Annotated in this window: 26 protein-coding genes; 16 read left to right on the forward strand and 10 right to left on the reverse strand. The window is 42.2% G+C overall.

Going from position 1 to position 23,374, the window contains the following annotated elements:
• The first annotated feature begins 101 nt into the window (after positions 1 to 101).
• Complete coding sequence (locus SIO70_RS19045) at positions 102 to 1,148, forward strand: response regulator (RefSeq protein ID WP_320573316.1); 1,047 nt, start codon at positions 102 to 104, stop codon at positions 1,146 to 1,148.
• Positions 1,149 to 1,275: 127 nt separating this feature from the next.
• Here the strand turns inward: SIO70_RS19045 and SIO70_RS19050 are convergent, their stop codons facing one another.
• The 5 genes from SIO70_RS19050 to SIO70_RS19070 all read right to left on the reverse strand — a co-directional run bounded on the left by SIO70_RS19050 (position 1,276) and on the right by SIO70_RS19070 (position 6,323).
• Positions 1,276 to 2,319, reverse strand: a complete 1,044-nt coding sequence (locus tag SIO70_RS19050; RefSeq protein WP_320573318.1) for a zinc-dependent alcohol dehydrogenase family protein — start codon at positions 2,317 to 2,319, stop codon at positions 1,276 to 1,278.
• A gap of 11 nt (positions 2,320 to 2,330) precedes the next feature.
• Complete coding sequence (locus SIO70_RS19055; protein ID WP_320573320.1) at positions 2,331 to 2,735, reverse strand: response regulator; 405 nt, start codon at positions 2,733 to 2,735, stop codon at positions 2,331 to 2,333.
• A 22-nt stretch (positions 2,736 to 2,757) separates the two neighbouring features.
• Positions 2,758 to 3,450, reverse strand: a complete 693-nt coding sequence (locus SIO70_RS19060; RefSeq protein ID WP_320573322.1) for a polysaccharide deacetylase family protein — start codon at positions 3,448 to 3,450, stop codon at positions 2,758 to 2,760.
• A gap of 23 nt (positions 3,451 to 3,473) precedes the next feature.
• Positions 3,474 to 5,510: a site-2 protease family protein gene (locus SIO70_RS19065; RefSeq protein WP_320573324.1), complete on the reverse strand. Its 2,037-nt coding sequence runs from the start codon at positions 5,508 to 5,510 to the stop codon at positions 3,474 to 3,476.
• A gap of 162 nt (positions 5,511 to 5,672) precedes the next feature.
• Entirely contained in the window at positions 5,673 to 6,323 is a 651-nt protein-coding gene (locus tag SIO70_RS19070) for a BON domain-containing protein (protein ID WP_320573326.1), read from the reverse strand.
• On the opposite strand from SIO70_RS19070, the gene SIO70_RS19075 reads away from it, so the two are divergent.
• The 8 genes from SIO70_RS19075 to ppsA all read left to right on the forward strand — a co-directional run bounded on the left by SIO70_RS19075 (position 6,322) and on the right by ppsA (position 14,597).
• Positions 6,322 to 6,489 (forward strand): hypothetical protein, encoded by a 168-nt coding sequence (locus SIO70_RS19075; RefSeq protein WP_320573327.1) that lies wholly within the window; start codon positions 6,322 to 6,324, stop codon positions 6,487 to 6,489. The two genes, SIO70_RS19070 and SIO70_RS19075, sit on opposite strands and share 2 nt — an antisense overlap.
• 203 nt (positions 6,490 to 6,692) lie before the next feature.
• Positions 6,693 to 7,514, forward strand: coding sequence for a universal stress protein (locus SIO70_RS19080; protein WP_320573329.1), 822 nt, complete (start codon positions 6,693 to 6,695; stop codon positions 7,512 to 7,514).
• A 3-nt stretch (positions 7,515 to 7,517) separates the two neighbouring features.
• Positions 7,518 to 8,945: a L,D-transpeptidase family protein gene (locus tag SIO70_RS19085; RefSeq protein ID WP_320573330.1), complete on the forward strand. Its 1,428-nt coding sequence runs from the start codon at positions 7,518 to 7,520 to the stop codon at positions 8,943 to 8,945.
• A 10-nt stretch (positions 8,946 to 8,955) separates the two neighbouring features.
• A complete protein-coding gene (locus SIO70_RS19090; protein WP_320573332.1) occupies positions 8,956 to 9,909 on the forward strand; it encodes a 1-phosphofructokinase family hexose kinase in 954 nt (317 codons plus the stop codon).
• Positions 9,910 to 10,051: 142 nt separating this feature from the next.
• Entirely contained in the window at positions 10,052 to 10,486 is a 435-nt protein-coding gene (locus SIO70_RS19095; protein WP_320573333.1) for an Hsp20/alpha crystallin family protein, read from the forward strand.
• A gap of 59 nt (positions 10,487 to 10,545) precedes the next feature.
• Complete coding sequence (locus SIO70_RS19100; protein WP_320573335.1) at positions 10,546 to 11,376, forward strand: universal stress protein; 831 nt, start codon at positions 10,546 to 10,548, stop codon at positions 11,374 to 11,376.
• A 10-nt stretch (positions 11,377 to 11,386) separates the two neighbouring features.
• A complete protein-coding gene (locus tag SIO70_RS19105) occupies positions 11,387 to 12,226 on the forward strand; it encodes a universal stress protein (protein WP_320573337.1) in 840 nt (279 codons plus the stop codon).
• A 7-nt stretch (positions 12,227 to 12,233) separates the two neighbouring features.
• Positions 12,234 to 14,597, forward strand: coding sequence for a phosphoenolpyruvate synthase (gene ppsA / locus SIO70_RS19110; RefSeq protein ID WP_320573339.1), 2,364 nt, complete (start codon positions 12,234 to 12,236; stop codon positions 14,595 to 14,597).
• A 69-nt stretch (positions 14,598 to 14,666) separates the two neighbouring features.
• Here ppsA and SIO70_RS19115 read toward each other — a convergent pair whose 3' ends face one another.
• Positions 14,667 to 15,227: an HdeD family acid-resistance protein gene (locus SIO70_RS19115; RefSeq protein WP_320573341.1), complete on the reverse strand. Its 561-nt coding sequence runs from the start codon at positions 15,225 to 15,227 to the stop codon at positions 14,667 to 14,669.
• Between the two features lie 517 nt (positions 15,228 to 15,744).
• On the opposite strand from SIO70_RS19115, the gene SIO70_RS19120 reads away from it, so the two are divergent.
• From SIO70_RS19120 to SIO70_RS19135, 4 genes are all read left to right on the forward strand, one after another.
• The gene (locus tag SIO70_RS19120; protein WP_320573343.1) at positions 15,745 to 16,740 is read left to right on the forward strand and encodes a zinc-dependent alcohol dehydrogenase family protein; all 996 of its coding nucleotides are present in this window, start codon (positions 15,745 to 15,747) and stop codon (positions 16,738 to 16,740) included.
• 133 nt (positions 16,741 to 16,873) lie between these two features.
• Positions 16,874 to 17,035, forward strand: a complete 162-nt coding sequence (locus tag SIO70_RS19125; protein WP_320573345.1) for a hypothetical protein — start codon at positions 16,874 to 16,876, stop codon at positions 17,033 to 17,035.
• Positions 17,036 to 17,068: 33 nt separating this feature from the next.
• Positions 17,069 to 17,722: a BON domain-containing protein gene (locus tag SIO70_RS19130; protein ID WP_320573347.1), complete on the forward strand. Its 654-nt coding sequence runs from the start codon at positions 17,069 to 17,071 to the stop codon at positions 17,720 to 17,722.
• A 230-nt stretch (positions 17,723 to 17,952) separates the two neighbouring features.
• The gene (locus tag SIO70_RS19135; protein WP_320573349.1) at positions 17,953 to 18,606 is read left to right on the forward strand and encodes a BON domain-containing protein; all 654 of its coding nucleotides are present in this window, start codon (positions 17,953 to 17,955) and stop codon (positions 18,604 to 18,606) included.
• Between the two features lie 85 nt (positions 18,607 to 18,691).
• On the opposite strand, the gene SIO70_RS19140 is transcribed toward SIO70_RS19135, so the two are convergent.
• Both SIO70_RS19140 and SIO70_RS19145 read right to left on the reverse strand, forming a co-directional pair.
• Positions 18,692 to 19,282, reverse strand: coding sequence for a metal-dependent phosphohydrolase (locus SIO70_RS19140; RefSeq protein WP_320573351.1), 591 nt, complete (start codon positions 19,280 to 19,282; stop codon positions 18,692 to 18,694).
• 2 nt (positions 19,283 to 19,284) lie between these two features.
• A complete protein-coding gene (locus tag SIO70_RS19145) occupies positions 19,285 to 19,971 on the reverse strand; it encodes a phosphatase PAP2 family protein (RefSeq protein WP_320573353.1) in 687 nt (228 codons plus the stop codon).
• 107 nt (positions 19,972 to 20,078) lie between these two features.
• On the opposite strand from SIO70_RS19145, the gene SIO70_RS19150 reads away from it, so the two are divergent.
• Positions 20,079 to 20,240 (forward strand): hypothetical protein, encoded by a 162-nt coding sequence (locus tag SIO70_RS19150; protein ID WP_320573355.1) that lies wholly within the window; start codon positions 20,079 to 20,081, stop codon positions 20,238 to 20,240.
• 145 nt (positions 20,241 to 20,385) lie between these two features.
• Here SIO70_RS19150 and SIO70_RS19155 read toward each other — a convergent pair whose 3' ends face one another.
• Positions 20,386 to 21,291: an EamA family transporter gene (locus SIO70_RS19155; protein WP_320573356.1), complete on the reverse strand. Its 906-nt coding sequence runs from the start codon at positions 21,289 to 21,291 to the stop codon at positions 20,386 to 20,388.
• 320 nt (positions 21,292 to 21,611) lie between these two features.
• A complete protein-coding gene (locus SIO70_RS19160; protein ID WP_320573357.1) occupies positions 21,612 to 21,971 on the reverse strand; it encodes a MerC domain-containing protein in 360 nt (119 codons plus the stop codon).
• A gap of 259 nt (positions 21,972 to 22,230) precedes the next feature.
• Between SIO70_RS19160 and SIO70_RS19165 the strand changes: the two genes are divergently transcribed.
• On the forward strand, positions 22,231 to 22,377 hold the full coding sequence (locus tag SIO70_RS19165; RefSeq protein WP_179091245.1) for a hypothetical protein: 147 nt from the start codon (positions 22,231 to 22,233) through the stop codon (positions 22,375 to 22,377).
• Between the two features lie 186 nt (positions 22,378 to 22,563).
• Positions 22,564 to 23,325, forward strand: coding sequence for a 3'(2'),5'-bisphosphate nucleotidase CysQ (gene cysQ, locus SIO70_RS19170; protein WP_320573359.1), 762 nt, complete (start codon positions 22,564 to 22,566; stop codon positions 23,323 to 23,325).
• The last annotated feature ends 49 nt before the right edge of the window (positions 23,326 to 23,374 follow it).

A 23,374-nucleotide genomic window follows, 5' to 3' on the forward strand; every position in this document is an offset into this window, starting at 1 on the left:
CCTGCTAATTATTTTTTTGTATATATGCCTGATTTTTAGTAAATTAATCTATCCTTTTTGATCAATTAACCACATTTTAACCTGTGTAACTCCATTCCCCTATGGCTAAAATACTTGTCATTGAAGATAATCAGGCTATAAGAGAAAATATCACCGAGATACTTGAAATGGCAGATTATAGTGTTATAGAAGCTGCCGATGGAAGGCAGGGATTATTGCTTGCTGAGACCCAACATCCGGACCTTATTGTTTGTGACTTATCATTGCCTATCCTGGATGGATATGTAGTCCTGCAAATGTTATCCAGGAACGATACCGCATGCAGCGTGCCTTTTATTTTTCTGACAGCAAGGGCAGAGAGGGCAGAAATTCGAAAAGGCATGGACTTGGGAGCTGATGATTATATTACCAAACCTTTCAATCCGTCGGAGTTGTTAAGTGCCATTGAATGCCAGCTGAAGAAATCAGCCTACACCAGACCTCATGTTATAAACGATCCCCGGGTAATGACCGAAAGTATGATAGAAGACCCTTTTAAAGGCCTCATCAAAGACCGCAATATCAAAACTTTTAAAAGCAAACAGATTATTTACCAGGAAGGGACCCATCCTTCCTGTCTTTATTTTATTTTAAAAGGGTTTGTAAAAACCATCAGGGTGGATGATGATGGCAAAGAGTTTATAACCGGACTATTTAGGGAAGGAGATTTCCTCGGCTTTGTTCCCATACTTGACAAAACCCGGTACAGCGATTCGGCGCATGCAATAGACCAGGTAATGCTCTCAGTTATTCCAATTAGTGACTTCGAAGAGATGACCTCGCTTAATAAGCATGCCCAGGAACAGATCATCAAAATGTTGGCACATACTATTGAGGAAAAAGAGGTCCAGCTCTTAAGAGTGGCTTACGATTCATTGAGGAAAAGGGCTGCAGACACCTTACTTTCTGTTTTTAATAAGTACAGTGTGGCAGGTGATAGTAATGTAGGAATAAAATTCAGCAGGGGAAACCTGGCTGCAATCGCCGGAGTGGCAAAAGAATCCTTTGCCCGTACACTGGCCGATTTCCGGGATGAACACCTTATAGATATCAGGCATGGAGTGATCTATTTACTGGATATAAGTAAACTAAACCAGTTATGTAATTAAAACATTCGTGAAAGAGGGAATTCACCAACGGGGAATGAAGACCATTTCCAGGAAAAAGCCCAGGATACAAATGTTTTAATAGCATACATCAGGGAATACCTACCATTGTAACAAAATGCCACCCCTTTTAAAATTCATTGCTAATAATGACTTTCAGCGCATTTTCTTTTGCAGCATTGCCGAATGTGGTATATGCAGTTTCTATTTCAGAAAATTTAAACCGGTGTGTTATAAATATCCCCGGATCCATTTTCCTGCTCGTAACTATTTTTAATAGCATTGGCGTGGTATAGGTATCTACCAGCCGGGTCGTAATAGTGATATTCTTTGACCATAAATTTTCCAGTGCCAGGGATACGGACTTACCATGTACCCCTATATTGGCAATTTTTCCGCCGGGCCGTATGATTTGTGTGCACAATTCAAATGTAGCTGGAATGCCCACAGCTTCCATGGCTGTATCCACCCCTTCATATTCAGTAAGGGCCATAATAGCGTCAACTGCATTTTCCTGGCTATTGTTAATCGCATGGGTAGCGCCCATCTTTTTAGCTACCTCCAGCCGGTTGCTATCCGGGTCAATCATAATGATAGCGGCGGGAGAAAAGAACTGCGCTGTGGTAAGTGCTGCCAGACCTATTGGGCCTGCACCCACTATTGCCACAGTTGTACCTGGTTGTACCTGCCCGTTCAGTACCCCGCATTCGTAACCCGTAGGCAGGATATCACTCAACATGACCAGGGATTCTTCATTTGTGCTTTCGGGGATATGGTACAGGCTTGTATCAGCGTAAGGTATTCTCACATATTCTGCCTGTGTCCCATCTATCAGGTGTCCCAATATCCAGCCGCCATTCTGACAATGGGAATACATACTTTTCCGGCAATATTCACACTTGCCACAGGATGTAATACAGGAGATCAATACATGGTCCCCTTTTTTGAAATTGCTGACATTGCTCCCTGTTTCTTCCACAATTCCTATCCCTTCATGTCCAAGTATGGTACCATATGCGACTTCCTTGACATCTCCTTTCAATATATGGAGATCTGTACCGCAGATGGTTGTCTTTATTACCTTCACTATAGCATCTGTTGATGCAATCAATCCAGGTTTTTCTTTTTCCTCAAGGGCTACCTGGCCGGGGCCCTTGTAAACGAGTGCTTTCATGACATAATTTTTTATATGATATATCCCAGCATATTGGAAGCTAGCTGGAAATATTCTGAGTAATTATAAGGTTTCTCGTAATAGTTAGTTGCACCATTGCTGATGCATTCGTTCCGTGTGGTATAGTCTGTGGCGGTGCTCCAAATGATTTTAGGTATTCCTGTCAAAAGATGACTTTCATTCAGCTTTTTTAATACCTCAGCACCCGAATAAAAAGGCATATTGTAATCAAGAATGATGAGTGATGGTTTGTCCGGACAGTTATCCATATCTACACGGTTCATGAAATCTCTTCCATTTTCAAATACCTCCATCATAATACCGGGATTTATCTGGTGAATAGCAGCTCTCAGAATTTCCTGGTCGTCTGAATCATCATCGATCAGGAAAACAACTTTGTTGGCTTCTTTTTCCATTGTGGTATATTTTTAAGGAAGATTAAAATGCTTTATCTATTGTTTCTTTCAATTGGTCTGTAGTCCATTTACCGGATACCATAATACGCCTGACAGTGAAGTTGGGATCTGTTGATTGCTGATGATTGTCCAGCTGGAAGGCGCCGATATAATCAGCTTGTTTCAGGTCTTTAATAGCCTGTTCATTCCACGCGCCATATGGGAAGGCAAAATAGCAGACAGATGTGCCTGATATTTTTTCTAAATATGCTTTGGGTTTTAACATTTGCTCCTTTACACTATAGGAGGGATGTAATGCCAGGTTAGTATGATCCCATGTATGACAGGCGATAATATGCCCCTGCTCCGCCATCTTCCTGACCTCGTTGGTGGTTAGCCATCCGGTTTTATTCAGGCAGACGGTCATAATGAAAAATACGCCCCTGAAATGAAATTTGTTCAATACCGGTACCGCCACACTGTAATGTGTTTCATGGCTGTCGTCAAAGGTGATCATGATTGGTTTTGACGGCAGGGGAGCGCCTCCGTTCGTGTGGGCATATAATTCGTCGGGTGTAATGGCAGTATATCCATTATTATACAGGAATTGCATCTGCTGCTGAAAATGCTTTTCACTGATATGTAAAAGGTCTTCTTTACCACTATCAGTATTATTGATATTATGATAACAAAGGATAGGTACCTGCTGGTATTGCAGGCAGTATGATAATAGCATATATAATATCGTGTAACCCATGTTTATTGATATTGAATGTAAACAGGTGTTGGATATAACCTGAGGATTTCCTCCGGCTGCATGATGGTCTTCCGGACGGGTGTAATATCATTTTTGTAAAACAGCTTAAAACCTGTATACTGAACTGGTTCTTTCGCTACGAAATATTTATAGGAATCCTTCTTCTTTGCAGGAAAACCAAATCCATCCATATTGATGACTATCTGTACCTGTTCACAGGTATGTATTTCCCTGTAATTGGTAATCATACCTTGTGTGAACCGGTGTATAACCAGTATTTTAGGTGGGAGATGGTATTTCAGTACGAGTGTTTTCAGGTAATCGCAGGCGAAATTTATATCTGCTGCGTCGAAGGAGCCAATTTCTGAACAGGGTACGGCATTGTTCTTCATGGAATATTCAGGATCTATTCCCAGGTGAACATCCGGAAGCTGCAGGTATTTTTCCAGTGTAACCAGCTCTTCCTGCAGGGAGCTATGGCCTACCTGCACATCCAGTATGGTGATGGCATTTATCTCTCTCGCCATTTTTATAATACTGTCTATTTGTTGTCCAGGCATCCGTAGACGGTACTTTTTATATTTCCCTGGGTTTCTTTGTGCTGTAATCGCAATGTAATGCAGGGCTGGTTGTACGCGAAACAGCGGATCTGCAAGCTCCCATTTTTTTGCTTCAGCGAGTAACTGAGCTTTCATTTTATCCGGCGGTAATTCTCCCAATATTCCCATCTTCGCAGAGTACAGGTTGCCATAGAATGCAACAATCCTTTTGTAAGGAAGTATTGCACCCGGCAGGGGAGCGGTAGGGATATACTTCCAGGCCAGGGTAGGCGTGTCATGCAATAATCTCATGGCATGCTGATAGTAACCTGTAGTATCGGAACGACCATTTTGCTGTACTGAAAACAGTGAAAGCAGCAATGGAAATGTCCAGGCAAGCGCATATGGCTTTTTATGTTTTTCCGTGGCATGGTTAAGTACCGAACTGAGGATGTTATCCCTGCTGACCACCCCGATCAATTTATTGTTGGAAGTAGTAACCGGCAATATCAGATCCGCTTTGGATGGTAGCTGATTCCAGATTTCAATTAATTTACTGTCCGCCTTCACAGCAGACAGATCAGGTATGACGAGATCCTGCAGGGCTATTTCTTTGCTGTTGATCAGTAGCTTGTATAATAATGTTTCTTTGTCCAGTATGCCGATGATTTTTCCATTGTCGGTCAGAACATAGTACCGGTCATTGCCCGTGCCAAGGGTATGAAGGATCTCTTCCGGGGTTGCCCTTACGTTTATGGTTTTAAAATCCCTGGATATAACATCATTTACACTTTCGTCCTTTAGGAGAAATGAGATCAGGTAGTTATCTTTTTCAATGCCTGAGAATAATAGTAAGAAACAACCATATAGAATGAGTAGCAGGTTCCCGGTCAGTAATCCGGCGATTGTCATAATCAGGCTGATAACCCTGCTTATGAAATGCGAAGTTCTGAACGCTGTATAAGGCGTAAAGCGAAGTCCCAGTAATCCTTTTAACATTTTGCCCCCGTCAAGGGGCAATGCGGGAAGCAGGTTGATAATTGCCAGCGTAATATTGATGTTATACAGGAAATGGGGAAAGTTGGCGCTATGAATACTTGTTATAATCGTGCCCAATTTCCAGAAAGGTGTGCCCGCTGGCAGAAATGGTATCAATAAGGTTGCAATTGTGATATTAACCAAAGGTCCTGCCATGCTCACTATTATTTCCTGACGCGGATTTCCTGGCTGGCCGGAAAAAATTGTGATGCCACCAAAGGGAAGCAACTGGATCTTTTTGATAGGGATGTTGTAGTGAAAAGCAGCAAAGGTATGTCCCAGTTCATGCAATAATACACATACAAATACAGCCAAGATTTCGCCGATCGTCAGTAATACTATGCTGGCGGATTCCCTGGCTACTACATGCATGAGTAATACCCAGCATATCAATAACAGAAATGTCCAATGTAATTCAATCGGAATTCCTCTGATGAGAAATATTTTAAGTGAATTTTTCATACGGAACTTTTTATCCTCATTGTTAAGGAATCGAATTCGTGCATTGCCCGGATCATTAAAGCCCATTGTTGGAAAAAATGGCCAGTCCGTGAGACGGTGTCGGACTGGCCTGTAGATGTATTGGGCGCTTGATCAGGGTCTTCTTATCACGGGTACAAGGATTTATGAAATAGTAAGTTCATCATGAACAGCTGTAACACCCGGTGTTGACCACACTGCTCTTTCTACCTCCGCCCTTTCAAGCCATGAATGTACATTACCCGTCAGTTTGATATCGCTGCCTGTAGTCATTACATTTATTTTGTCTGCTTCCAGGTTGGCGATCCGCTGCAGGGCTTTCCGTATATTGTTATTAATAATTTTGCTGCCTGGTCTGGGTTTTACGTGAATAAGGTTTGTAATCCCTTTTATTCCCTGAAGATCTTTTATCGCACTCGTTACGGAATCTTTCTGATATTGCCATTCCACTTCTCCTTCCACAGATATATATCCGTTTTCTACCTGTAGCATCAATTTTTCGTCTGGAATGATATTGGACCATTTCAGCGCATTGAACGCAGCTTTTGCTATTTCGGCGTCTGTTCTGAGATGTTTTCCCGGCAAAATAATGTCAATATTTACAGCTACTGCTATTACTTCTTTCACTCTTTTGGCTGCACTTTCTGCTGCTATTTTTTTGCTGAAATTATCAACGATCCCTGTCAGCGTCACCACACCATCCTTTACAATAACGCCTATTTCAGGTGCGTTGAGTATAGGATCCCACATCAGTTCATCCTGCACATCCTGTTGTAATTCATAATCTGTCTTCATGATTAAAATTTTTGAGGTAAATAATTGGGATTTGATAGTGATTGTGAAGAAAGATAGCAATTACGGTTACTACCTTTCTTTCACTGTTCATTTTATCGGTTATGAAAAAAGCACAATGTTGCCTGCATTGAAGGATCGTAACAAATTAAAGAATCTGCAATCGTAACCGTGGAATATATTTGTATTCGAGCTGAAAGGTAGTTCCTTAACCCTATTGAAATCAATGATTTTTGTCACTTTTTTCGTTGACCTTTCAACTATCTCCTCCATAAATGTCAAAATTCGGTATGATCAGTATCATTTTTATTGGGGTGGGTTCTTGCGAATTTTATGTTGTTCCCCTAATTATCCCCTGTTAATTCAAAAGCCATGAGAAAAGTTGTTCTTGCCTTTGATGGTACTCATTATTCAAATGGAGCATATGAATTGGTAAAGAAGATAGATGAAAGTGAAAAGATACTACTGATCGGAGTATTTTTACCTGGATTACGTTTCATACCACCTAACTATATTTTAGGCGGAGAGGGCATATATGTACCATCCCAGGTTGAAATCGATGAAGGTAAAGTGGATGAATTGATTGAAAGGTTTGAGGATGACTGTACCAGGAATAGTATAGAATTTCGCGTACATAAAGACCTATCTCCCTATTCAATACAAAAGCTGGAGAAGGAAAGTAGGTTCGCGGATCTGATGGTTATTGGGAGTCAGCCCTTTTATGAAAATCTTCAGGGGGATTTGGCAGATGAGTTTTTCCGGGATATCCTTCATGATTCAGAATGCCCGGTAATAGTCGCTCCAGAAGAATTTAATTATCCCGATCATGTAATTCTGGCTTATGACGGCTCCAGGTCATCTGTTTTTGCAATTAAGATGTTTGCCTATTTATTCCCCGACCTAAGTAAGGGGAATAACACGTTGGTATATGCTACCCAAAAACACCATAATGCCCTGCCTGATGAAGATTATATTAAAGAATTGGCAGCCCGGCATTACCCTGATCTTACGCTTCAGGAGCTGGAGCTGCATAAATTGGATTATTTCCATACCTGGCTGGAAGATATTCCAAACCCGATTCTTGTAACAGGTGCATTTGGCCGTTCAGGATTTTCTGAAATTTTTAAGAGAAGTTTTTGTACCAGTGAAATTTATAAAAACAGTTATCCTGTTTTTATCGCGCATAATAAATAGGATATGAAATACGGTTTTTTGACTATATTATTTTTATCATTTGGCATATTGACCGCCAGTAGCCAGCATATAGGCTGGCTAACGGATACCGTAAACCTGCGCAGGCTTTGCTACTTTTTCTCACAGGCTTCGCTGTCAGGCCTAAATGAAAAAGACTATGCTTATAATACGGTGCAGCAGCTTACTGCCGGGATGAAAAATGTAGATACGGCCAGTATTGAAAAAGAATTGACAAATGCTGCAATTAGTTATTTTTCTGATATCGTGTATGGTGGCCAGGAAGTGCGCGTGCCTTATAATGGAATTAACTATTATCCCTCCTGTTTGAATATCCGGGACAGTCTATTGACTGCTATTGCAGAAGACCGGTTTGCGACACTACCAGAAATGTTGGAGCCGCACAGTACGATGTATAGAGAGCTGAAAAAAAAGATTGCCGTACTGGAAAATCGTAAAATTAATAAATTCCCCCCAGTCATCAGTGATAAGCTTGATACCACCAATCACCCCCTTATCGAAAGATTATTTCAACTGGGTATTACAGATACCCTTGACTATACCATTCACGAAGATACCCTCAGGAATAAACTAAGGTTAGCACAAGGAATGTTTGAAATGCTGGAAGATGGTACAATCCGTCCTGGTATACTGGAGGAATTGAATATACCTATAGAAAAGCGGTTGTACGAACTAAAGCATGCTTTAAATACGTTTCGGTGGCTGGATTGTATTCAAGAGGAACAGCCTGTGATCATCGTTAATATTCCGGCGGCAAATCTTATTTATTTATCTAAAGATTCAGTCCTGTTCTACACGCGATGTATTGTGGGCAAACCCGCTACGCCTACCACACCAATGGCCAGCAGCATACATGAGGTAATATTATTCCCATATTGGAATGTACCGCATAGCATCGCCGCAAATGAATTATTACCTGCTATTCAATCTGCACCACTTGACTACCTGGACTACGGTAATTACCAGGTGCTGGACAAAGCCGGCAGGGTATTAGATCCGTCCACCATCAAATGGCAGCAGCTGAACAGCAGGAATTTTCCATACACATTACGGCAGCTGTTTGGATGTGACAATGCGCTGGGCATCATCAAACTCAATTTTTTTAGCCCTTACAGCACCTATCTGCATGATACGCCCAATAAAAGCTACTTCATGTTCAACAGCCGGTATTTCAGTCATGGGTGTATCCGGGTAGAAGATGTAGATTCCCTGGCAGAAATGCTGGAACCGGCATTACATCCGTTCCTTGCCAATGCTGCCACCAGGGTATGTGAATTAGCTACTGACAGCGGACAGCTGATCTTCCCCCTGAAACATAAAATTCCACTATTTATTCTATATGAAGTAGCCTGGCCAGATGGAAAAGGGAAAGTCTGTTTTTATGACGACGTATACAATAAAATAAAACTTTAAACCCAGTGTTATGAATCGTATCATCACCTTCACTTTTAATCCGGCAATTGACAAAAGTACCACTATTAACCACCTGGTACCTGAAAAGAAACTGGCCTGTTCACCGCCTGTATTTGAGCCGGGTGGGGGAGGCGTAAATATTGCGAGGGCTATCAGGAACCTGGGTGGCCATGCTACCGCCGTTTATCTTTCCGGTGGGTATACCGGCCGTTTTTTTTCTTCTTTGATCGAAAAGGAACACCTGGATGCTATCAATGTTACCATCAGTGGCAAAACAAGGGAGAACCTCGTGGTAATGGATGTGTCTACTAATCAGCAATACCGCTTCGGTATGCCAGGACCCACTGTCAGTGAAAAAGAATGGCAGCCCTGTCTTGAAATAATAGGTAAATGTGCAGCAGATGATTTTATCGTGGTAAGCGGTAGTTTGCCTCCCGGCATGCCGCCTGAAGTAATGGGAGAGATTGCCGGCATAGTTAAAAAAAGGAGAGCAAAATTAATAGTAGATATATCAGGTGAGGCGCTGGTAAGTGCGCTGAAAGAAGGCGTATATCTTATCAAACCCAATCTCAACGAACTGGGATTGTTAATAGGCAATTCTCGCCTTACAGAACAGGATGTGTATATGGCTTCCAGGCAAATCATTAACAGAGGCCAGAGCGCGGCTGTAGTGGTATCATTGGGTGCTGCCGGTGCTATACTGGTTACAAAAGATGAGCAGGTCATGATTCCTGCTCCGCTCGTGAAATCAGTGAGTACCGTAGGGGCTGGCGATGCAATGCTTGCAGGTATTGTATATAAACTTTCAAAAGGTGCGGGATTTTTAGGCGCTGTACGGTATGGCATTGCCTGCGGAACGGCAGCCACACTGCACCCCGGAACGGCTTTGTGCCAGCCGGAAGATGTAGAGAAATTATTTCAGCAGGTATTGAACAATGCTACGGTGACCATGGCTGCATGGTGATGGAAATCACTATTTTTCGTACTTCGGATCATTGTTTCCAGTGCCAGACAAGATGTAATTTCATATCGTAAACGACCCTGAAAATTTAGAAACTATAATAATCCCAATATTCTTCACAATTTTTAAAAATAAGGAGGTAACTATGTCTAAAGAATTAACTAAGGCAACTTCCATCCTGCCATCCGTATTCGATGATTATTTTAAACCCTGGAAGGATTTCTTTGATTTTAATGGCGGCGGCAGAACATTTACCGCTACTGTTCCGGCAGTAAATATTGCAGAGGAAAAAGATCAGTTTAAGCTGACTGTGGCTGCTCCTGGTATGGATAAGGACGATTTTAGGATCGATATTGATAATGATGTGCTGACTATCAGTGCTGAAAAAGAAGAATCTGAAGAAACTCCAGCCAGGCAGGAGTATAATTACAGCAGTTTTTCCCGGAGCTTCAGACTGCCTGCCAGTGTAGTCAAAGATAAAGTGGAAGCAAAATACAAAGATGGTATATTAAAATTATACCTGCCAAAGACTGAAGAGGCAAGGAAAGCTAATGGTGTACAACATGTAGCGATTCAGTAATGTATTCATGGTGTCAGCCCTTCACAGGGCTGACATCTTTATCCGAAATCCTCATTGTTATGAAAAAGATTTTGTATGTAACAGATGCGCTTAACCTGCATCTTGAAAACCTGGAATTTGCAGGGTATATCTGTGGACTGGCCCAATCGAAGCTTCTTGCTGTTTTTCTTGAAAACGATGAATTAGAAATGCGTACAGAGAGTATGATAAGAACTGCTGCTGTCAATGCCGGGCTCAATGTGACAGAAGAAACTTTGTCGCTGAAGCAACATACCTGTGATACAAATATTCAACGCTTCAAAACTGCCTGCGAAACTAAAGGCATTGATTGTGCCGTGCACCGGGATCGTGGCAATCCCCTGGCTGAAATAATCCTGGAAAGCAGGTATGCCGATCTGTTGCTCCTGGATGTCACTACTACCTTCAGCGCGAATAACGAAGGTACACCCACCGATTTTGTGAAAGATGTCATGAGCAATGCTGAATGCCCTGTTATGCTCATACCGGAAAGTTTTAACGGCGTCGGGGAAATCGTATTCACTTACGATGGTAAGCCATCTTCTATTCATGCTATTAAACAATTTACCTACCTCTTCCCCCAACTCAAAGAACTCAAAACTGTGGTAGTGAGCGTGAACCCTGAAGAAGTAAGTCCTGAAGAACGCTATAAATTCAGGGAATGGATGCATGCTCATTACAATTACCTCGACTTTCTCTCTTCAGAAGGAAATGTAAAAATGGGACTCGTGGAATTATTGCTTGACAGGAATAAATCCATCGTAGTAATGGGCGCTTACGGACGGAGTATGATTTCAAATTTCTTTAGTCCCAGTCATGCTAACCCGGTTATTAAAGTGATTAGTCAGGCAGTGTTTATTGCTCACAATTGAATTGTTGGTTATGAAAAAGATACTGGCTGTTTTTGATGGCTTAAAGTTCTCAGACAGCACCCTGAAATATGCTGTGAAAATGGGCATTCAACACAATGCCATGATCACAGGTGTTTTCCTGGAAGATATGACGTATTCAAGCCGTGGCATCTACCAGTTGTACAGTGAAAAAGAATATGCCCTGGATAGTGTTAAACATCTTGTAGCAGAAGACCGGCATGAGCGGGATGCGGCTGTAGACCGGTTTGAAAATGCCTGTAAAGATGCAGGGATCGCCTACATGGTGCACCGGGATAAACAACTGGCAGTACGCGATCTGCTAAAGGAGAGCCGTTATGCAGATCTGTTGCTCATTGATGCCAGCGAATCTATGACCAGGTATACAGAAGAATCTCCTACTCACTTTGTAAGGGAAATTCTGGCAGGTACCAGGTGCCCGGTTTTATTATTGCCCAGGCATTTTACAGATATCAGGAGAGTATACTGGTTGCATGATGGGTCACCTGTTTCGATATATGCGTTCAAAATGTTTAATTATATTCTACCTGTTCTGAGTGAACTGCCTTTGGATGTGCTTTCAGCAAAGATGCCTGGCGAGGAAGGAATAGAGGCAGACAAATTGCTGATTAAAGAACTGGTATCCCTGCATGCCCCACATGCCGGTTTTATATCTCTTACAGGCCAGCCGGATTTGGAAATCCCCCTGTTCCTCCGAAAACAGGATAAAGAATCCCTGTTAATTTTAGGCGCTTACCAGCGAAATGCATTATCCATGCTTTTCAAAGCAAGTATGGCAGATCTATTGGTTAAGGAACATCAATGGCCACTTTTTATCGCTCACAATAAATAGCAAAGAGATGGAAAGCTTTATTATGCATTTTTCAGGTATAGGGTTAAAGGATGTACCGGAGGTGGGAGGTAAAAATGCCTCACTCGGGGAGTTATACAATGCATTTCGCCAGGAAGGTATTAACGTACCGGATGGTTTTGCTACCAACGCTTTTGCATTCTGGTCCTTTCTCGATTATAATAATTTGTGGGAACCCCTGCAGCAGCTGATGATGGAGTTGGACCGGAAGGGTTGGACCAACCTGGCAGAAAAAGGTGAGGCGGCAAGAAAAATGATCCTCAGGGCTAACCTGCCGGAGGAGGTAGTCATTGACATTCTGGGTGCATACCGCCATCTATGCGGAAATGAGAGTAAAGCGGTGGCGGTGAGAAGCAGTGCTACTGCTGAAGATCTTCCCAATGCAAGTTTCGCGGGGCAGCATGAATCATTTTTAAATATCAGGGGTGAAGATGACCTTATCAAAGCAATTATAAAGTGTTATGCTTCCCTGTATACAGACAGAGCTATCAAATATCGGGAAGATAATGGTTTTAAACATGAAAAGGTGGCATTGTCTGTGGGCGTACAACTCATGGTCAGGTCTGATCTGGCTGCATCCGGTGTCTGCTTTACGCTGGAGCCTGATTCTGGGTTCAGGGATATCGTATTAATAAGTGGTATCTGGGGATTGGGTGAAAACATTGTACAGGGTACTGTGGTACCCGATGAGTACTTTGTGTTCAAACCCACGCGCGCCATTATCCGGAAGAATATAGGGAGCAAAGATAAGATGCTTTGTTTTGCAGAAAATGGCGGGGCACTGGAAAATATACCGGTGTCTACAGCCAGACAGCAGGAAATGGTGCTCACTGACAAAGAAATATCACAACTGGCCGACTGGGCCATCAAAATAGAAGAACATTACGGCCGGCCAATGGATATAGAATGGGCAAAAGATGGTATTGATGGTAAGCTGTACATTGTACAGGCACGTCCGGAAACCGTCCATTCCCGCCAAAAGAAAAGATATTTATCTGCCTGGCACCTGGAAAAGAAAGGAAATATCCTGGCCCAGGGACTTGCCATTGGCAATAAAGTGGTAGCCGGGAAAGCCCGTTTATTATCTTCACCTGCCGATGCGTGGCAGATAAAAACTGGCGATATCGTAGTCACCAATACCACCAGCCCTGACTGGGACCCCGTTTTTAAGAAAGCCGGCGCACTGCTCACCAACACCGGCGGGCGCACCAGTCATGCTGCCATCGTAGCCCGCGAAACTGGCATCGCGGCCATTGTAGGATGTAAAGATGTCACCACTATTATCCGGGATGGGCAGGACATCACTGTATCCTGTTGCGAAGGAGATACGGGATTTGTTTATGAGGGTATCCTGCCATTCCATGAAGAGAAACAGGACCTGGAGAGTATTACCATTCCTGAAACTGTATTACCTATGCTTATTATCAGCGACCCGGCCCAGGCTTTCAGGTTGTCCTTTTATCCAAATGCCGGTGTAGGATTGCTGCGGATGGAATTTATTATTGCATCCTTTATAGGAGTACATCCTATGGCACTGGTAAAGTATAATGAATTGAAAGACCAGGCAGCCCGCGAAAAGATCGAACAACTCACTGCCGCCTATCCGGATAAAACTTCTTATTTTATAGATCGCCTGTCACAGGGTATTGCCACGATTGCAGCAGCCTTTTACCCCAAGCAGGTCATCGTACGCATGAGTGATTTTAAAACAAATGAATATGCTGCACTGTTAGGCGGAAAACAGTTTGAGCCGGTAGAACCTAATCCTATGCTCGGATTCAGGGGCGCATCCAGGTATTGTCATGATCTATATAAAGATGGCTTCAAACTTGAATGTGCTGCCATCAAAAAAGTAAGAGATGAAATGGGCTTTACGAATGTGAAAGTGATGATCCCATTCTGCCGTACGGTAGAAGAAGGGGAGAGGGTACTGGAATATATGGCTGAGTTAGGCCTTAAGAGGGGTCAAAACGGGCTTGAAGTATATGTGATGATAGAAATACCGTCCAATGTAATTATGGCTGAAAAACTGGCCGCTATATTCGATGGTTTCTCCATAGGGTCCAATGACCTTACCCAACTTGTATTGGGAATAGACAGAGATGCCACCCTGATAGCTGACCTGTTCAATGAAAAAGATCCGGCTGTGCTTAAAATGATCGGTGAAACTATCCGGAAAGCGCATGAAAAAATTGTACCTGTTGGCTTTTGTGGTCAGGCTGCCAGCGACTTCCCCGAAATTGCTCTTTTCCTGGTAAAGAATGGTATCACCAGCATTTCATATATGCCGGATGCCATTTTGAAAGGAATCGAACAAATTAATCAGGCTTGTATTCCGGAACAAATGTTGTGATGTCATAATTTCCATTTCACTCAATTTTTTAAAAAGCTGTTTCAACCTTATCATTGAAGCAGCTTTTTTTTATCCGGGAATTTCTATTCTTTTCAGCCGGAAAGAAAACATAAGCATGAACAATCCAATCCCCCAAAATGCCATTCCTGTGAACGTAGCGATACTAAATTCCATTATATTAGGATCCCATATCACCAAAAAGGAAAAGATAAGTGATAAAATACTTATCATAAATAGCCACATCCAGCTAACTCCGTTATATAATCTCAAACTGAATGACAATCCCATCATCATGATGGACCGAAATATCAGGGAGATGGCCAGCAGGTAAGCAAGACCATGAATGGATAGTTCCGGGTAAATGATGACTCCAATGAATAGGTCTGTGACACCCCCTGCAATCCGCCAGCTCCGGCTCTCAAGAAATTCTTCTACCAGAATTCCCATTGTGATTTCTGTAATTCCATTAATGATAAATGTGATACTGAAAATCACGCTTAGGATATAATATGCCTTGAAAGGTAATAAGATCATCCCTGCTCCTGCAAGCATAAAAAGAATGCCGATAGTAAATGAAAGCCCCCAATAACGCCTGAAGCGACGCTGTGTGTGTGATAATGAATGATTCATGGTAATGGTTTTTAATAGTTATGAAGATCTGTTTACACCTAACAACGCATATAAAGGTGTTCCTGACCGGCAGGTTCAGCCAGCAATCAACCCCTTGGGTCAGCACCTGCGGATAAGTAGTCCGGTCCGGATATTTCGTGATTCAGGTATGTCATGGCCAGGGTGTATTTATTGTTATTAAATTATAACAGCGTTGAAAAAAATAAAATGATATTGGCGGTCATGATTTATTGAGTTTGGTCATACATTAAAATTGTATGATTGACGAGTGTTAATGTTTTTGAAGGCGCTCTTTATTAATTTGCTATCGTAATACTTCATGAAGATGTGAAGTATGCAGTCGATAACAGCAATCTGGTATATAAGATGATATGAATGCGGGTGGATTAATCCACCTGCTTAATTTTTAATAATCCTTATTGAAGTAGACATATAAGTATGGTTTTTTTTAAACTTGAACATGCAGGCAGAATATTCTGCCTGCTTATTTATGGATAATGATTTCAAAATTACAGGTATGAATCAGATGAAGGCTATGGTGCTCCGGAGGGTGGGCACTCCACTGGTTCCCACAGTGATGGACATGCCCGTTCCGGGAGATAGTCAGGTGCTTTTAAAAGTGATCGCCTGCGGTATATGTAGGACTGATCTGCATATAGTGGATGGGGAGCTGGCACATCCGAAATTACCTCTTATACCTGGTCATGAGATTATAGGTATGGTAATCCAGGTGGGGAAAAGTGTAAGGTCATTTGCTGTTGGAGACATTGTCGGTGTACCATGGCTGGCGTATACCTGTAATGAATGCAGGTATTGTAAACGACACCAGGAGAATTTATGTATACATGCAATGTTTACCGGATATACAATGAATGGAGGTTATGCTGAGTATACAGTGGCCTATGAGCAATATTGTTTCCACATGCCGGCTATGTATGCGAATGGGTCTGGTGCGCCTTTACTCTGTGCAGGGTTTATAGGCTTCCGCGCATGGAATATGATCCGTGACAATGCGGAGAATATTGGCATTTATGGTTTTGGGGCAGCGGCTCATATTCTTACACAAATTGCAGTATTTAAAAAGAAAAATATCTACGCATTTACTAAACCTGGTGATATCCTTTCACAAATGTTTGCACTGGATAATGGTGCAAAATGGGCGGGTGATTCCACCGGTAAAGCCCCCGTTCAGCTGGATGCTGCCATTATATTTGCAACAGACGGAGCATTGATCCCTTTAGCTTTGCTGAACCTGGATAAGGGGGGACAGTTGATTTGCGGAGGCATACATATGAGTAATATACCATCTTTCCCATATAGTCACCTTTGGGAAGAAAGAGCGATTCAATCCGTCGCGAATTTAACCCGGCAGGATGGAGAATTGTTATTGCAGGTAGCACCACAGGTGCCTGTTAAAACTACCGTACAGCTGTATAAACTGGAAGAAGCGAATGAAGCGCTGAGTGACCTCAGGTCTGGAAAAATCAATGGTGCTGCAGTGCTTGTATTATAAATGAAAATGGGATTTATCCGAAGTATATTCCACCCTGTATATGTACGAAAGTCAATAAATAAATTGAGAGATGTCAATGTTGTAATTTTTCATTTCTGTTACCTTTAATATTATTCACCTAAACTCCCCAAATATGAAAAATTATCAAAAAGCCTTTTCTGTTATTGTTTCTGTAGTCTTTGCCGGTGCCGCTTTGGGCGCCTTCCTTGCAAAGACAGAAAAAGGTAAAAAAATACTCTCCGATATAAGGAAAAAGAAAGAATGCCATAACCGGGAGGGAGTGGAAGCGCTTTGAACAAATATTTATTCACTCTAAAAATGAAAAATTATGAAAAGTGATTTTTTATTGCAACAGGATGTGCAGGATGAACTCCTATGGGTGCCTTCACTGGAGGCTGCTGAAATAGGTGTAGCTGTCAGGAATGGCGTTGTAACATTGAGTGGTACGGTGGACAGTCTCAGCAAAAAAATAGCTGCAGAACATGCCGTAAAAAGAATCAAAGATGTCAAAGCCGTAGCGATGGATATAGAAGTTGTATACCCGAGCAGTAACAGGCATTCTGATGCAGATATTGCAAAAGCGGCAGTTGATGCACTGTCCTGGAGCAGTCTTGTACCTAAAGATCATATTCACCTGGAAGTAGAAAATGGATATATCACCCTGGAAGGCGAAGTGCAGTGGCAATACCAGCGCGATGCTGCTTTGGATGCCGTCAAAGACCTGCAGGGAGTCAGGGGCGTCACTAACCTGGTTCGCCTTACTCCACTACCATCCACTACCCTGGTGAAAACTAATATCAAAAAAGCCTTGCAACGAATGGCTAATATTGAAGCGGATAATATTGACTTTATAACAGAGGGAAAGACAATTATACTTAAAGGTAAAGTGCGTTCCTGGCGGGAAAAAGAAGAGGTTGAGCAGGCTGTCTGGTCCACACCAGGTGTATCTGTCATTAAAGATGAGCTTGAATTAGAATTATAATTTGGTTTTTTAGACTTGGTATGCGGGCAGAATTTTCTGCCTGCTTTTTCATTCGGTATACAAATCAAATCAGTCAGCAAATTTTTACGATCATAAGAAAATCTTAGTGGTTATCGATGCCCGATGTTAATATTTGAATTGACGAATATTAATGTTTATGGATCGCATATGAGGTAATTTAGAATAACCAGTTAATCATAAAGTTATTCATTCACCCAAAAATCATTATCATGAAAAGCGATTTGCAAATTCAGGAAGATGTGCAGGATGAACTGCAATGGGATCCTATACTAAAAGCAGCAGAAATTGGAGTGGCTGTAAAAAGTGGTATCGTTACTTTAAGTGGGACAGTGGATAGTTATAGCAAAAAAAATGCGGCAGAGGATGCTGTGAAAAGAGTAAAAGATGTAAAAGCAGTAGCAGTGGAACTGGAGGTAGTGTTCCCTGGCACTATAGATCATAAAACCGATGCATCTCTTGCACAGGTAGCACTGGATGCACTGAAATGGACAAACTTTGTTCCGGAAGAAAGGGTCCGGTTACAGGTAGATAATGGCGTCATTACCCTGGAAGGGGAACTGGAATGGCAATATCAACGGGATGCCGCCTTCAATGCCGTGAAAAACCTCCAGGGGGTGCGTAGTGTCATAAATAAGCTGCGTATTACTCCAGGTCCATCCGTTTATATCCTGAAAGATAATATCAGGAAGGCTTTGACCAGAGATGCTAACATTGAAGCAAATAATATTAAAATAGAAACGAAAGACAGAACTGTTGTGTTGAAAGGGAAAGTTCGTTCCTGGAGCGAACGGTCCGATGTTGAAAGAGCTGTATGGTCCACTCCTGGTGTGCTGGCAATACAGGATGAGTTGATCGTCTCTTAATAATTAGCAACCCTTACCAGCATGAAATCGCGGACAGATTCTTTTGTCCGCGTTTTTTTGTATATGGGGTTGTGATGATTCGGTATTATCCATGTATTGATTCATGTAGCCGCTTTACATTTTCTCTTTTTCCTTCAGACAAATGTTGGATACAATAAGAAGTGAAAAACATATGCTGCTCTATAAACCTGAGACTTAAAGCAGGTTTATTATCAAATATTTTTCCTTTTCTTGCTTCGACTTCCTGCCATACTTTATGGTCCTCCCCGAAAAAATCTGTAGTGCCAAGGTGCCAGGTGTCTGCATCACAGATTATCATTTCCAGTACATTGCCAGGATGCACCGGCATTTTGGTAGCCATGATGCATTGACGAATATCGCTTCTGTAAATTTCAGAGATTGTATCCCCCAGGTATTGTTCCATGAGTGCCGCACTACGGGCTTCGTGACCTTCTATCTCTCCGAATAGATGCCCTGTATCATGAAACCATGCAGCTGCCATAATAATGAAATGACAATGTGGTTTCAGGTTGTAGAATTCCGACAATTTAGCAGTATACCTTACCACATTCTCTGTATGGGATAGATTGTGGTAAACCAGGTAGGGCTGCATATGGATGGCAAATAGATTACGTACGTGGGACTCTATTTTCACCAACAATGATGCGTATGACATTATTACGGATTTTCAAGGTTAGTAGCCTGAGTGCGCTTTCCCCATTTATATTGATGGGTCCAATAAGCCACCTTCATAGAAAGAATCCCGATACCGGCACCCAGCAATACATCAGAAATGTAATGGCGGTTATTCGCCATTCTAAGCATGCCTACGCTACTGGCTAATCCATAGGCAGCATAAGGCATCCAGTGAAACCGGTCTTTATATTCTTCACTGAGCAGGGTGGCAGCGGCAAATGCCTGTGCTGTATGTCCGGAAGGGAAGGAGTTATAAGTCGATCCATCCGGGCGAAGCTGATGTGTGTATTTTTTCAGTACATAGACAGATCCCAGCATGAGCAGCTCGCCTTTCACAAGGATAGCCGATCGGTTCAGCAGGTCTGTTTTTGATTTTATTCCCGCAGCATCCAGCCCATAAGCGATGGCCAGCGGTGCAAACTGAAGGTAATTGTCTATACTGGTATGGAACTTTGGCATCATTTCATTCCTTTCCTCTACTACTTCCTTTTTGAATCCCTCGTTGCCATTGCCGTTGGCAGAGATGCCTAAAACAGCTAATGTTAATGGTAGACTGAGCTGCCGGACTGTAAATGCAGGATAAGGACGAACAATGATGCTATCCCTTGTCTGGCCATATAATAATGAGATAAAGCAGGTACAAAAATAAAATAGGAACCACTTTTTCATATGCTACTTAGTTGAAGTACAAAATTGAAACCCAATTTGGTAGAAATTCTGGATTGGGCTTCCAACACTTCTACAAAATCACCATGTAGCTTGTGCCTGTGAAATGTATGAAAATAGGTGCAAAAGTAAGCATGGTAGCTATTTTTGCGGTGAGTGTGGCGCTGCAGGTACTGGGAAATGGATTTCAGCCGGTTGATATAGAATTGTTAAAGTTTATCAACTTACAGCGGATTAGGGGCCTGCATCCATCATCCCGGCAGGTCAGCTAATGCCAGTAGTAATTATGAAATACTCCCAAAAAAACATCCAGTTACAGTACCCGGTAATGGTTCCTGTAACTGGGCATTAGGTCCGGCATAGCACCAATTGCCGGTATCTGCTTACTGCAACATACTTAAGGCATGCCGGTTAAATTTAGGCGGCTGACGGGTCCAATTTGAATTGTGTCAGGTTATTCATCGCCACCCCTATTACAATAACGGTTATGCCAATAGCCTGACCGAAAGAGAGGGCTTCGCCTGCAATCAGGGTGCCCGCCAGTACCGCTACGATAGGGTTTATAAACGTGTGTGTGCTTACCATAGCAGGAGGCTTGATGGATAACAACCAGATAAAAGACAAATGGGCCAATATCGAACCAAAGAAAATGAGGTATACCAGCGCACTCCAGGATGCCAATGGAATCGCTCCCCATTGAATAACGTGCCATTCTCCCTGTACTGTGGCGATGATTAAGCTAATTACGCCACCGATAAACAGTTGTTGTGAAACGTTCATCAGTAGTGAGGCTTTGGTCGGTTTTTTGGAATGAAATGCACCCAATACCCATACAATCGTTCCAAAGATCATGACCATAAAACCTACTGTTCTGCCATGATCCATGCCTGCCTGCACTGCCAGACTATCTCTGAAAAAGATCAGGAGTCCTGCAAAACCAATGATAATTCCAAGGACGGATATCTTATTCGCAAAGTAGAATTTCCAGCTTTTTTTGTCGATGAGCATAAACCAGAAGGGTTCCAGTGCAGCTACAATCGCTGCTTCTGTGGAGGTGATGTATTGTTCCGCATAGGTCAGACTACCGATACCCATGGTGAGGATTAAGATGCCGGAAATGCTGTTTTGTTTCCAGGTTTCGAAGCCAGCTGGCTTTTCACCCTTATATATCAGCCAGGATAAAAGCAGAACCCCTGCGGTAGTGAATCGTAGTCCTAATAGGATAAATGGTGGAAACCCTTTGAGTGCATAGGAAATGCCTAAGAAGGTGGTACCCCAGATAATGTAAATGCATAAGAATGCTGAGATTTCTTTCAGTTTCATGAAAAACGGCAATAGGTAATCCCTTGCGGAATCAGATAAGAGAATAAAAGAGAGTGCAGATATTGAATAGATCAGAACAATGTAACCGGGTAGTTACATCTGGTGTCTTAAGACGGCTGTTCTGAATGCAAATTTCATGTTGGACTTATTAGTAGAATAGGGTGCAAAGGTAGGAGTTGAAAATCAGAATTGCAAATTACAAGTTACAAAGTAGTGTATCATTTTGAATTTAGTCAGGCAGCCTATTGTTACAAATTACAGGCTGCAGGGGCAATTACAGTTTATAGATAACTTAATCGACCCCTGCCAGCAATCATCTATTAATGTTTGCAGAAATGAATATTCCTGACATGGGCGGTAATGATTAATACAGCGCCGGCTAATTTACACAGGATCCCGGCAAACTGTCCATGCATAAAATTACCTGCTATCAGCAATAGTAAGCCAATAATGAAGTACAATACCAGCGACAACCGGTGGTGGTGTTTGCGATACCCACTGATCAAAGCCCAGCTTCCTGCACACATGGATAAGACAATCGTCAGTACTTCCAGCAGTTTGTTCTCAATAACCTCAACGCCGCACAAAGTCAGTGTTGTAAATATCAAAGGTAATACCACACAATGTATGGTACAGGCTAATGATGCTCCAATTCCGATAGCATCCCATCCTTTATTCATAAGCAGTCACATTTTTTCAGGCATTTTGTACGCCTGCCGCCTGCAACATCATTGGATGCAGGTCTGGATTTAAATAAACGTTATGTCTATTGCATCGGCGTTGCAAATATAGCAATGAATATTAAACATTGTTGCAAATATTTTTATTTCGCTGTAAATCAACTAAATACATGACTGATCCTAATCAATCTACTGCTTGCCTGCCATCATTTCCCGCCATCTATACCCGTGGTAACTTCATATTGTAAACCTGTACATCATGAAAAAGTACATCAAAGCAATCTCCTTTATTGCATGTCTGACAATAATTGGAAACACGGTCAATTTCTTATTAACTAAAACAGTGAAAGGTAGAAAGGTTGCTGCCGGATACAAAACCATGCAATGCCTGGACGTGCTGGAATAAAAATGATTTCAATAGCGGTAATGATTGACTGATTACCCGTGAAGATGTGATGGTCATTATCGTTTCAGGAGCGAAATGCTGGTTACTTTTAGGTGCTAAATGCTTCGATTTGAAGTTCATACAGCATTTTGTTCCAAAGGTTACGGTGGGTGGATTTCTCTACCCACTCTTTTCTATCTTTGCCGCATGATGAGGCAATTATTAGAAATCGCAAATAAGGCTGCTATTGAGGCAGGAAAGGCTATTTTAGATATATACCATTCGGATAATTTCGATACTGAAAAAAAAGCAGACGAATCTCCCGTTACGGCTGCTGACAAAGCTGCTCACACCATTATCTCCCAAATATTAGCACAGACGGATCTCCCTGTTTTATCTGAGGAAGGCAAACACCAGGATTTTCAAACAAGATCTGCATGGGAATATTACTGGTTGATAGACCCGCTGGATGGTACTAAGGAGTTTATCAGTAAAAATGGAGAATTCACCGTCAATATAGCATTGATGCATCATAATAGACCTGTGGGAGGCGTGGTTTATGCCCCTGTATTGGGAGATCTTTATTATGGAAGTGAGGAAACGGGGGTATATAAAAATGATCGCGCAATTCCTCCTTTAAAATCCAGGCGTACTTTACAGGAGCTATTAATTAAACCTTCTATCACCATCATCGCTTCCCGTTCTCATCTATCAGACGAAACAAAACAATTCATTTCTCAATTCTCCAACGTTACACTTACCTCCATGGGCAGTTCTCTTAAATTCATGCTCCTGCTCGAAGACAAAGCTGATCTGTACCCACGGCTTTTCCCGACTATGGAATGGGACACTGCTGCAGCACACGCTATCTTAAACGCATCAAACCGGGGCGTATATCATACCACTGTCAGAGAAGAACTCACTTATAACAAGCCCGAACTCACCAACCCCTATTTTCTGTCATATTAATGATATTAACTGATATTTATCATAGATAGTTGTTTCCTTGTTGGTTGAC

Origin of the sequence: Chitinophaga sancti (assembly GCF_034087045.1) — a bacterium.
In the GTDB taxonomy this organism is placed as follows: Bacteria; Bacteroidota; Bacteroidia; order Chitinophagales; family Chitinophagaceae; genus Chitinophaga; species Chitinophaga sancti_B.